The organism is Psychrobacter sp. 1U2 (assembly GCF_051847575.1).
Genome location: NZ_JBPYDC010000003.1, coordinates 174843 through 186749 on the forward strand (window position 1 = coordinate 174843; position 11907 = coordinate 186749).

9 protein-coding genes are annotated in these 11907 nt (G+C 44.7%); 7 read left to right on the forward strand and 2 right to left on the reverse strand.

Annotated features, from left to right (window positions below):
• Positions 1-36 precede the first annotated feature (36 nt).
• The gene (locus tag ACS8FD_RS02845) at positions 37-861 is read left to right on the forward strand and encodes a sulfite exporter TauE/SafE family protein (protein ID WP_439274363.1); all 825 of its coding nucleotides are present in this window, start codon (positions 37-39) and stop codon (positions 859-861) included.
• A 236-nt stretch (positions 862-1097) separates the two neighbouring features.
• Here ACS8FD_RS02845 and copM read toward each other — a convergent pair whose 3' ends face one another.
• Positions 1098-1853: a CopM family metallochaperone gene (gene copM / locus ACS8FD_RS02850; protein ID WP_439274364.1), complete on the reverse strand. Its 756-nt coding sequence runs from the start codon at positions 1851-1853 to the stop codon at positions 1098-1100.
• A gap of 450 nt (positions 1854-2303) precedes the next feature.
• Here copM and ACS8FD_RS02855 point away from each other — a divergent pair, with 450 nt between their 5' ends.
• The 5 genes from ACS8FD_RS02855 to ACS8FD_RS02875 all read left to right on the forward strand — a co-directional run bounded on the left by ACS8FD_RS02855 (position 2304) and on the right by ACS8FD_RS02875 (position 8345).
• Complete coding sequence (locus ACS8FD_RS02855) at positions 2304-4673, forward strand: FdhF/YdeP family oxidoreductase (protein ID WP_439274365.1); 2370 nt, start codon at positions 2304-2306, stop codon at positions 4671-4673.
• 85 nt (positions 4674-4758) lie between these two features.
• Positions 4759-5769, forward strand: a complete 1011-nt coding sequence (fdhD, locus tag ACS8FD_RS02860; protein ID WP_439274366.1) for a formate dehydrogenase accessory sulfurtransferase FdhD — start codon at positions 4759-4761, stop codon at positions 5767-5769.
• Between the two features lie 91 nt (positions 5770-5860).
• A complete protein-coding gene (locus tag ACS8FD_RS02865) occupies positions 5861-7171 on the forward strand; it encodes a molybdopterin molybdotransferase MoeA (protein ID WP_439274367.1) in 1311 nt (436 codons plus the stop codon).
• A complete protein-coding gene (gene mobA, locus ACS8FD_RS02870) occupies positions 7162-7833 on the forward strand; it encodes a molybdenum cofactor guanylyltransferase (RefSeq protein ID WP_439274368.1) in 672 nt (223 codons plus the stop codon). The genes ACS8FD_RS02865 and mobA overlap by 10 nt, the downstream gene beginning before the upstream one ends.
• A gap of 20 nt (positions 7834-7853) precedes the next feature.
• On the forward strand, positions 7854-8345 hold the full coding sequence (locus ACS8FD_RS02875; protein WP_439274369.1) for a YgjP-like metallopeptidase domain-containing protein: 492 nt from the start codon (positions 7854-7856) through the stop codon (positions 8343-8345).
• Between the two features lie 267 nt (positions 8346-8612).
• On the opposite strand, the gene ACS8FD_RS02880 is transcribed toward ACS8FD_RS02875, so the two are convergent.
• Positions 8613-10241 carry a long-chain-fatty-acid--CoA ligase gene (locus ACS8FD_RS02880; protein ID WP_439274377.1) on the reverse strand — a complete coding sequence of 543 codons (1629 nt, stop codon included), beginning with the start codon at positions 10239-10241 and terminating at the stop codon, positions 8613-8615.
• Positions 10242-10771: 530 nt separating this feature from the next.
• Between ACS8FD_RS02880 and ACS8FD_RS02885 the strand changes: the two genes are divergently transcribed.
• On the forward strand, positions 10772-11907 hold a 1136-nt coding region (locus ACS8FD_RS02885), incomplete at its 3' end, for an ESPR domain-containing protein (protein WP_439274370.1).

Genomic DNA, 11907 nt, shown 5'->3' on the forward strand with positions numbered 1-11907 from the left:
AGCTATTAAAGAGAAGTTTTTGGATTAGGATTTGAAATGGTAGTGTTTGCAGCCCTAGCAGCGTCAACCGCAATGTTCGATACATTGCTTGATGTATTGTTCAATACATTGTCAGCTATTCCCAGTTGGCATTTAATAGGCTTGTTCTTGACGGGTATGATTGCTTTTATACTCTCTACCGTATCAGGTGGCGGTGGTGCCTTGCTGCTGATACCCGTTACCTCTTGGCTACTCGGTGCCTCATCAGCCGCTCCCATTATTAATCTAGGTACTTTTATTAGTCGCCCTTCGCGGCTATATTTATTTTGGCAGGATATCGACTGGTCATTGATAAAATACTATGTGCCAAGCGCTATCATCGGCGCGTGGCTGGCGGCATTTTTGTTTAGTCGTCTTGATGGGCAATGGATCCAATTATTGGTTGGTCTATTTCTAATGTCGACTATTTTTCAATATCGCTTTGGACAAGTAGATAAGACCTTTTATATGCCCAAAATGGGGTTTATACCTTTAGGGTTTATCACGGCTTCTATAAGCACTATCGTTGGTGGTCTAGGGCCTGTTCTCAATCCGTTTTATATGAACACGGGACTACAAAAAGAAGATTTAATCGCCACCAAAACGGCCAACTCGTTTTTTGTAGGGTTGGCTCAGATTGGTAGCTATGCTTTTTTTGGCGTGCTGACCGCTCAGCTTTGGCTCTACGGTCTCGTATTGGGGCTAGGCGCTATTATCGGTAATGTCATTGGTAAGCGCTTTTTGGCGGGCATGAGTGTTAAGCAGTTTCGAGTGATGCTGATTTTATTGATGGTGATTAGTGGGGTAGTGATGGTTGTTACTAATCTAAAAGTACTAATCTAAAAGTACTGGTTTAAAAGTACTGGTCTAAAAGTAATGCTCTAAAAATTTTGGCACATAATTAATTTTGGTTTATAGCTATTGGTTTATAACTAATAGTACAAGAGTGCTTTATATGAACAAAAAACCCTGAGTAAACTTATCGTTAGTCAGGGTTAGTTTTTAATTAATATCTTGTCAAAGACTGCTCGTTACTTTTAGCTAACCAGCATCGTGTAATAGGAAACAAGCACTAGAAATCAAGCGCTAGGCACTTTACCGCCATTAGCTTTGATCCAGTTTTGCATTTGCTCTATTTCGGCTTCTTGCGCGTCGATGATCTCTTGCGCCAGTTGCAGCATTTCTGGATCTTTCCCATACTCCAGCTGCACTGCAGCCATATCTACCGCCCCTTTGTGATGCGGTAGCATACCGCGTGCAAAGGCCATATCAGGGTTAGGGTCGGTAATACCAAGCGTCATCTCACCATGCATATCATTCATACCAGTGGCGTAAGCTTGCTGCATAGCCGCAGTGTCAGCCATAGGAGCTGCGACATCAGGGTGACTGTTTAACCAGTTCTGCATTTGCTCTATCTCGGTTTCTTGCGCGTCGATGATCTCTTGCGCCAGTTGTAGCATCTCTGGATCTTTACCGTATTTTAGCTGAATCTTAGCCATATCAACGGCGCCAAGGTGATGACCTAACATCCCCTGAGCAAAAGCTGAATCAGGGTCATTGTAGGCCATGCCGATCATCATCTCACTGTGCATTTGAGTCATAGAATCATTGTATTCTTGATACATAGGCGTGGTCGGCTCACTATGAGTGATATCGTCATTCATAGCTAAGTCTTTGCCACTCATATCATGGTCATGATGTAGATCTGAGGCGGCTGCAGCGTCTTCAGGAGTGGGGGCCGCTTGTTCATTGGCTGGTCCGCAAGCGCTAAGTGCTAAGGCTGCACTAAGACTGACGGTTACTACTGCTAAGCGTGAACGCTTAATAGCTATCATGGTACATCCTTACTTTAATAGAGTCATAAAAATAGAAATAGGGGAATAACAATAGATTTTGCTGAGTGTCTTTATGGAGTGTTAAGAATAGAAGGGATAAAAGCATGAGCCATAAAGATAGGCAAGTCCGCTAAGACTTGCCTAATAGGCGCGCTAATAAAACTCAATGCCCTTTTAATAAACAACTTATAATTACTTTTTACGGTTACTCTTTAGAGTTAGCTTCTATAAGGTCTTTTTATCGTGTTTTGATAATGAATAAATAACGATTAGTGCCTAAGAGGCGATGGATAGTTAAGTGTAGGATTATGAAGGGTTAATATGACTCAGTTGGTACTGGTTTAAGGAGTTTTGCTACTTTTTATTATAGGCGTGTTTACTTGCGTAAAAGTAGTGCTAAGATAAAGTCACCACTATCCGTTTTTAACTCATTTGTGCGCGAGGTTTGCTATGCGAAAAATTCCTATTTATTCTCATCCCGCCGCTGGCTGGCCTGCACTGATAGCCTCTACTCGCAAACTGATGGATTATAAGTCGTTTTTGCGTGGTAGTTTAAGCGTGCTACAAAGCAATCAGCCGAATGGAGGTTTTGATTGCCCAGGCTGCGCTTGGCCTGATCACAAGTCGCATAAGACCTTTGATGTCTGCGAGACGGGGATCAAAGTACTCGCTAGCGAAACCATGTCCGTTAAAGCCGACGCTCAGTTTTTTGCTCGCCATACCGTAAGCCAGCTCCAAGGTTGGAGTGGTTATGAGCTTGAGCATAGTGGCCGTTTATCTGAGCCGATGCGCTATGATGCCAAGCAAGACAAATATCTACCCATTGCTTGGGATGCTGCGTATAAAATCATCGCTGAACAATTAAACAAGCTCGCCTCACCAGATGAAGCGCTGTTCTATACTTCAGGCCGCGTTACTAATGAGCCGGCCTTCTTGTACCAACTCTTTGTGCGCTGCTATGGCACCAACAATCTACCCGATTGCTCCAATATGTGTCATGAGCCGACCTCAGTGATGCTCGGCAAGCAGCTAGGCGTAGGCAAAGCCACCGTAATGCTAGAAGACTTTGAGCAAGCCAAACTAATCATTATGTTCGGTCAAAATCCGGCAACTAACCACCCGCGTATGCTTGAAATGCTCGCTCATGCGCACAAGCTAGGCTGCAAAATTATCTCAGTCAATCCGATGCGCGAACAGGGCCTTAGCGCCTTTAGAAATCCGCAAAAGCCTAGCCATATGGCCGCGGGGCAAAGCGATGCTATGGTCTATGACGTGGTGCAAATTCAGATCGGCGGTGATGCTGCCTTATTAACAGGTTTAGCAAAGTGGCTGATTGATAATGATAAAATCAACGACGACTTTATCACTGAGCACACCTCAGGATACGAGCCACTCAAGCAGTGGATTGGTAAGCAGACTTGGGCGGATATTGAGCTGGGCTGCGGTATTGAGCAAGCACAGATTATCGCACTAGCAAAACAAGTGGCTGCTAGTCCTAAGACCATCTGCACTTGGGGTATGGGTATCACCCAGCATGTACAAGGCGATGATAATGTGGCGATGATTACCAATCTGTTGTTGCTGATGGGCATGATAGGTGTCGACGGGGCTGGCGCCTCCCCGGTACGCGGTCATTCAAACGTCCAAGGCGATCGCACTATGGGCGTGCATGAGCGCCCTAAGCAAGAACTACTTGATAGCTTAGAGCGCGTCTTTAAGCGTCCGATGCCGCAAGAAGATGGCTTCGACGTCGTCGGCGGCGCCAAAGCATTAATTGAAGGTAAGCTAAAAGCTTTTGTCAGTATGGGCGGTAACTATGCCGTTGCAGCCCCTGATATGAGCGCGATTCAGCAGGCATTAACGACTACTGATCTCAATGTCTTTGTCGGTACTAAGCTCAATGGCACTATGCTATATCCAGGCGCGAACAATATTATTCTGCCTTGTATCAGCCGCACTGAAAAAATTATTACCGCAAAGGGCGAGCAGTTTGCCACCACAGAAGATTCTATGTGTCAGGTCTCACGCTCGCAAGGTAATCTCAAACCTATCAGTAAGGATATCAAATCAGAGGTGCAGATCATCGCTGATTTAGCAACGCATGTGTTAGGTGACGATACTGACATCCCTTGGCAAAAAATGAGTCAAGACTTCGATATCATTCGTGATTATGTGGCGCAAGCTATCGAGGGTTTTGAGGACTTCAATGAGCGCGTTCGCGCGGCGGATCGCGGTTTTCATCTGTATCATCCGGCGCGTCATCGGGTCTGGAATACCGATAGCGGTAAAGCGCAGTTTGAAGTACCCAAGTATCCGATTACCTTTGTCGCTCGGCAAATGGCGGAGGCGTCTGAAGATTTGCAAGCTGAGATAGACAATAGCTTGGATGAGAGTACGGTAGCTACTCACTCGCAAAAAGTCTGGCAGCTCACGAGTGTGCGCAGTCATGATCAGTTCAATACCATGATATTTGGCTACCAAGATCGCTATCGTCAAACTGAGCGCCGCGATGTGCTGTTTATGCATCCGGATGAGATCAGCCGTTTGGGTTGGCAAAAAGGCGATGCAGTAATAATCTCACGGCAAGATAGCCATGAGCAGATGCGCACGTTAGGGCCGTTAGTATTGACCGAGATGGATATCGCTGCCAATGCGGTAGCCGCATATTATCCTGAGTGTAATGATTTATTTGACTTAGATACGCATGCGCCAAGCTCGCACATACCCGCTTATAAGTCCTCAACGGTGATAGTAGAGCGAGTCAGCACAGAACAAGTCAGCCAAGACCATAACCCTGAGAGCCGTCTGAACTCAGCTTAACTGTTTTTGCCTGAGGTTATAAGGTGGGTTAGCTCAATATAACCCACTATTTTTAATATTAAATGATAAGTGAGTTCGCTAGCTAATGATGGCTAAAGATAGCACTGACATAACTTACAAAGAGTCAGAACAAGGTATTGTTTCGACAGCTGCAGTACCGCTAGCACGCAGTCATCTGACGCAAAAGCACAATTATGCTCCAAATAACACTCTAAATCTGACACTATCTGATAATCAACACTCAAAGCCTGTCAGCGTCGAAAACCAGTCAGCGAGCCTTGCCATAGAAGCAGCGGTGGCTATCGTTATCAATGGTATTCATTACGCGGTACTCATGGCTAGCCCCAATCAGCTCGAAGAGCTAGCGCTTGGTTTTTTATATAGCGAAGGGCTGATTGAGCATAGTCGTGATTTGCTCGATTGGGAAGTGACGCAACTCAGTGATGCAGCAAAATTAAAGGCTTTTACTCAGGACGCCGCTGAAACTATTCAACCTAATCATAGCAATTTTGAGCATTTATTGGACTACGATACTTATCTGGTCGAATTAGTCCTGAGTCAGCGCCGTCATCAGCGTATTCAAGCACAAAAACGGCAGCTAGCAGGACGGACGGGCTGCGGGATGTGCGGTATCACGGGGCTCAATCAAGCTTTACCTGATCTTAGTCACTATGTCCTTAACAAAAAAACGAAAACCGCTAAGCCAAGTTTGCAGTCTCTTTTAAGCATTAGAGCGCAAGTCGATGCTATGCAGCATACCCATCAGCTGACGGGGGCAGTACATGCGGCTGCAAGTTTGCACAAAGATCAGCTATATCTGTTTGAAGATGTTGGCCGTCATAATGCTTTAGATAAACTAATTGGTTGGCAATTAAGACAAAAGGCGGAGGTTGATTGTGTGGTGATGACCTCAAGATTATCCATCGAGCTGGTGCAAAAAGCCATACGGATGCAGCTGCCTTGGCTCGTGGGTATGTCGGCGCCGACTAGTACCGCGGTGCGAGTAGCAGAGCGTTATGGCCTAGGACTAGCTGGATTTTTACGTGATGATAGAGTAACTTATTATACTAATACCATTCACAAAAAGCTAAAGTAGGCGTAAGGTATGCCCAGCGCGCTAAAAAGTTTACATTGTCTATAACTCTCAAAAAACAATAATAAATTACTGATAGGGAAGTACCCATTTCATGATTACTTTAGAAGATTTGCAACAAGCTATCACTCAGCGTATTGAGCAGCATAATCAGCACGATTTTCCAATAGCTAGACGGGCAACGCAAACTATCGATTTGTTAGCGAGCCAAAATCATATCTTAGCGCAAGATATCGTCTCGCCATTTAATGTACCTAGACAAAACGTCTCAGCGATGGATGGCTATAGTATCGCTGCAGACAGTACGCTCGATGCAGACAGTACTATTGAAATCGTTGGCGAGTCGCAAGCGGGTAATCCCTTTACAGGTAAGCTAAGCGCGGGACAAGGCATTCGCATCTTTACCGGTGCTGTCGTGCCAGACGATGGCGATACCGTCGTTATGCAAGAGAATACTAACTTTGCTGAGATACGTGCATCGATTGATAAATCAAAGCCTTACAATATAATGCTGACGCAAGCGGCTAAAACCGATAATAATATTCGCAAGCAAGGCGAGGAGATCGCAGTCGGCGAGATAGTCTTGCAAAAGGGCAAACGTCTTAATCCTGCTGATATTAGCTTACTGGCTAATTTAGGAATGGCAGAAGTTGAAGTCTATCAGCCTCTAAAGGTTGGAGTCGTGGCGACAGGCGATGAGTTAGTCGCTATCGGTCAGCCGTTAGAGGGCTTAGCGCAAATCTATAACTCCAACACCCCAACGCTGAAATCCCTATTATCAGGGCTGCCGATAACGATCGAGGATTACGGTATTATCCCAGATAACTTAGAGCAGACTGTCGCCAGCGTCACTAAGGCTATGAAGGAATGCGATGTGCTCATCTCTACCGCTGGCGTATCGGTCGGTGATTATGACTTTTTGACTACAGTCATTGAGCAACTCGGTAAAATCAACCATTATAAAGTAGCGATGAAACCCGGCAAGCCCTTTGTCTTTGGCGAGTTATTAGGAGATAGCGATAACCGTCTTGCAAAACCTGTACTGTTTTTTGGGCTACCGGGTAATCCATTGTCTACTTTGGTAGGTACGCTACAGCTCGTCATTCCGTCTTTGTGGCGGTTGTCTGGCGTTAGTGTTGGCGATATGCCGATGGCGAGAACCATACAGGCTAAGCTTGAAAATGATGTCAGAAAGTCAGCCGGACGTAAAGATTTTCAGCGCGGAATATTATCGAGAAATGGTGATGGTTTTGACGGTGAGTTCAGTGTTAAAGCCTTTGCTAAGCAGCAATCGCACCGTATCAAACAATTAAGCCAAGCCAATTGTCTCATCGTCTTAGCAAAAGACAGCGGTGACTTGAAAGCAGGTGAAAGCGTAGAAGTGCAGCCGTTCCCGTGGTCGTAGCAAATATACAATTAGCCGGAGTTGTCATTTTGGCAGGTGGTAACTCTAAACGCATGGGTTCGCCCAAAGCTAAGCTAAGGCTGCTCAGCGGTGAGACCCTACTGGACTATCATGTCAGGCACGCTATCGAATTAAACGTGCCGATTATAATTGCTGATAATGAGCGTGGTTTTAAGGTTGATGAAGAGTTAATGACTCACGCTACAGCTCCTATCTTTCATATTAAAGATTATGGACAGAATGATACGGGCGGTGCCTTAGTTGCGATTGAGTCAGCACTACAAGCGCTAATCCCATTAGTAAATAATAAAAACTCTGCGGTTCAATCAGCGGCTTATTTAATGGTTATCAGCTGCGACAGCTTAATTAAAGCCACTGAGCTTTGGCCACAATTAAGCGCTGCTATTGACTTAAAGGACAACAATAAATCAGTCGTTTGCTTAAGTGATGACAGTCATTTATATCCGTTATTAGCCTTATATCAACTAGCTATCGAACATGAACTACGCGCTTATCTCGATAGTGGTCAACGCCGAGTCATGCGCTTTATAGAGCCGATTTGTCAAAAAGTAGCTTTTGATTCGCAGTGGCAAGACTTAACTAATTTTAATACGCCCGAAGACTTTGCCAAAGCGTGTCAGGCTTTATATCAGAATATCTGATTCAATATAAAATAAACTTTATGGTCAACCTTAAATACATCGCGCATTATCCTGAGTCTATCCAAACGCAAGTGGCCAAGCTTATTAGCAATGGACAGCTTGGCGAGTACTTAAATAATAAGTATCCAAATACGCATCAAATCCAAAGCGATAAAGCGCTGTATCAGTATATCAATGACATCAAAAATGACTATATGCGAAAAAGCAGCCCTTTATCGCAAGTGAAGTATGACAGTAAGCTTAGTACACTAAAACAGGCGTTAGGCATTCATACTTATCAATCGCGGGTGCAGGGTAGTAAGCTCAAATCGCACAATAGCATTACCGTAGCGAGTGTGTTTAAGGAAGCGCCGCTAGAGTTTTTGCGTATGATAGTAGTACATGAGCTCGCGCATTTTAAAGAAAAAGAGCACAGTAAAGCCTTTTATCAGCTTTGCAATCACATGCAGCCAGACTATCATCAGGTTGAGCTAGATACGCGGCTGTGGCTGCATTGGCGCGAGTTATCGTGATTAGAGGATAGAGCAATATAGTGAGTCCTAAATAAAAAGAGTACAGATGTTACGGCGTGCTACTGGGATGAATTTTATGCAGCATCGAACAGTGATGTAGTCGCACAGCAAGCAAAGAAAACTTATACCAGTAGCACTGTATTTATTTTATAGTGGATCGACTATATTAATATAAGCAAAGCCTGCGTGATAGCAGGCTTTGCTTATTATCGTAACTCAATAGCGGCAGCTTAGCTTTTACCTATCTATAATTTCACTTATAGATGGTTACGAGTTCAGCAGCACATCGCCGTGCTCATCGCGTAAGTTATTTTTCATCATTTTACCCGCACCGTTCAAGACAATATTATCGACAAAGACTACCTTGTCAGGGATCTGCCAGCTGGCAACTTTGTCTTGATAAAACTCTAATATCTGCGCTTCACTGACGCTTGAGCCATCCTCTTTGACCACAATCAGCACTGGGCGCTCGCTCCACTGTTCATGCTTTGCAGCAATGGCAGCCGCCATTTTTACCTCAGGATGACCGGCGGCGATGTTTTCCAATTCCACAGAAGATATCCATTCGCCGCCTGATTTGATCAGATCTTTGGAGCGATCGCGAATATTCATATAACCATCGGAGTCGATAGTGGCGATATCACCGGTGTCAAACCAGCCATCGTCAGTGATAGCATCGGGTCTATGAGTGAAATAATCATCAATGACCCAATGCCCGCGAATTTGCAGACGACCTTGCGACTCGCCATCCTCAGCGACTTTTTGCTCTGGGTTTTCGGTATCCATGAGACGTAGCTCAACGCCAAATGGCGGACGACCTTGCGACTTGCGCAGCTCATTGATCTCCTCGCGACTCAGTGATTTGTGTTTCGCCTTAATCTGATTCATAGTGCCTAGCGGGCTTGTCTCTGTCATACCCCAACCATGTATCGCGTCGCAGTTGAAGTCTTCTCGAAAGGTCTTGATCACTGATGGCGGACAGGCAGCGCCGCCAACGATAGTACGAGTCATGCTCTCAAGTTTGCTACCGCTGTTTTTAGCTGCGTTTAGTAAGCCTTGCCAAATGGTCGGCACACCTAGCGCAATCGTTACTTTATAATCATCAATCACTGAGACCAAACTATCACCATCGAGATTCGGTCCTGGCAAGATCAATGAGCAACCCACAATCGCCGCTGCATAAGGCGTGCCCCAAGCATTGACATGAAACATCGGTACGACTGGCAACAGCACATCTTGTGCCGATAGCGATGAGACGTCCGGCATACACAGCGCCATAGCATGTAGTACTGAGGAGCGATGCGAATAGAGTATGCCTTTTGGATTGCCGGTGGTGCCTGAGGTATAGCATAACGAGCTGGCGGTGGTTTCATCCAGCTCTGGCCAGTCAAAATCCGGCTCCTCGTCAGCGATTAATTCATCAAAAAACAGCACCTCAGGTAGCTGCTCTAGTACTTTTTCATCACGATCGCCTAATAAGATAAAGTGCTTGATGCCTTTGATATGATCTTTAATAGCAGCGATAAGCGGCAAAAAAGTCACATCAAAGAATAGCACTTGATCCTCAGCGTCGTTGATAATGTAGCTGAGCTGCTCAGGGAAGAGGCGTGGATTAATGGTGTGACAAACTAAGCCGCTGCCAGAAATAGCATACCAAGCTTCTAAGTGGCGGCGGTTATTCCACGCGAGAGTCGCTATGCGATCTGAGGCGTTGAGTCCTAGCTTTTGTAAGGCATTCGCCAAACGTTTTGAGTTATCAGAGATCGTTGACCAGTCGCTTTGGGTCATGGTGCCATCGACTTCTTTTGAGTAGACAGCCGTATCGCCGTGATATCTATCAGCGTGTTCGATTAGGCTGCTGATGAGCAGCGGTTGATACATCATCTTTCCTAACATTTGCATATCCTTATAGTCCGTTAGTAGTACATATCCGTCAGTACAGTTTTTATAACGCTTTATTAGTATACGTCACTCCTAACATACTAAAAGAATTTCTATGATAGATAAATAGCTATTTTGACCACTATTACTGTATGAAAGTTTTTTGACCAGATATTTTCTCTCAAGCGATCAGACCTTTATTTATATATTCAATAATATTTATATAGACTTAAATACTAAAAACACATTTTGAGATGTGTAGTTACATTTAATAACAAATCAGATAAACGGTATCTATGACAAGATAAGCGGTATTGTTCAACTAATTGCTTACCAGTACAATTAAAATAATAATTTTTTTCATAATCATTATCTAAGTTATTGATAAGAAAGCAAAATTAAATAAGAGTTAAAGCTTAAAAATTTTTATTCCCCTTACAAAGCATAGAGTGCTTGAACGCTAACTTTCATGCTCTCAACTGCTGGTCTTACTCATACCTATCAAGATACCTAATACCTAATATCTAGTACCTAAGGAAGAGAGCATGAATCGCAATTATAAAGTCGTATGGAATCGTTCGCTTGGCTGCTTTACTGCTGTAGCTGAATATGCCAAGAGCCGTGGTAAATCCTCAAGCAGCACGGTGAGTTCTAGCTCTGCTACTACTGTCAGTACAGGAGGGGCAAAATTACTGCGTCTTAGCGCATTATGTATAGGGATGACTGCTGCTGGGTTCAGCGTGCAGGCAGTGGCAGCTGTAGGTAACAATTCAATAGACACGCCTAACTGTGGTACAGGAGGAAATGTTGCAAATAATTCTACTGGGGATATTGCAGTAGGCTGCGGAAGTAATTCTGCTGGAACTAATGCGATTGCTATAGGTGGTAATGCGACCACTCAAGTAAATGCAGGCCAAACGCAAGGTGGTCAAAGTGTCGCTATTGGCTTTGATGCGCAAACCAAAGGAGATCAATCAGTAGGTATAGGTGCTAATATACGTGCTTCGGGCGATTCCTCTATCGCTATCGGTGGAGATGATCTAAATAAGGTAGCTGGAACCAATAATAATAGCGCCGCTGCACAAACCTATAAGACTCTGACAGGTGACAATTTGATTCGAGCCTATGATGGGCAGACGGGAGCAAATAATCAGTATTACGGTACGACTACTGGTAGTGGAGCGATAGCCATTGGTGTGCAAGCATCGGCATTAGGGAATTTATCAACATCTTTTGGTACTCGTACACAAGCAAATGGTGTAGCTTCTACTGCATTAGGAGTAGGAGCAACGTCAAGCAAAGATGGTTCAGTTGCTTTAGGAGCAGGTAGTAGCACTGCCACTGACGCTACAAAAGTGACTTCAGCAACAGTAAATGGTATCGAATTTACAGGTTTTACAGGTTTCGCGGGAACTGCTGATAATACTGGTCGCCAAGTTTCTGTTGGGAGCAAAGGTAATGAGCGGCAGATCAAAAACGTGGCACCAGGAGCGCTGTCTGCAACTTCTACCGATGCGATTAATGGTAGCCAGATCTATGCGGTAAGTAATAAACTAATTGATAATATTAAAGAGGTTAAGACGACTGTCGACAACGTAGCTGCTGGCACCGCAGGTATCGTCCGTCAAGACGCTGGTACAGGCGCCATCACAGTAGGCGCTCAAACAGGTGGCAGCAGTGT

Coding starts and splice junctions, on each gene's coding strand:
- ACS8FD_RS02845 (WP_439274363.1), top strand. CDS start 37: ATGGTAGTGTTTGCAGCCCTAGCAGCGTCAACCGCAATGTTCGATACA.
- copM (WP_439274364.1), bottom strand. CDS start 1,853: ATGATAGCTATTAAGCGTTCACGCTTAGCAGTAGTAACCGTCAGTCTT.
- ACS8FD_RS02855 (WP_439274365.1), top strand. CDS start 2,304: ATGCGAAAAATTCCTATTTATTCTCATCCCGCCGCTGGCTGGCCTGCA.
- fdhD (WP_439274366.1), top strand. CDS start 4,759: ATGATGGCTAAAGATAGCACTGACATAACTTACAAAGAGTCAGAACAA.
- ACS8FD_RS02865 (WP_439274367.1), top strand. CDS start 5,861: ATGATTACTTTAGAAGATTTGCAACAAGCTATCACTCAGCGTATTGAG.
- ACS8FD_RS02875 (WP_439274369.1), top strand. CDS start 7,854: ATGGTCAACCTTAAATACATCGCGCATTATCCTGAGTCTATCCAAACG.
- ACS8FD_RS02880 (WP_439274377.1), bottom strand. CDS start 10,241: ATGTTAGGAAAGATGATGTATCAACCGCTGCTCATCAGCAGCCTAATC.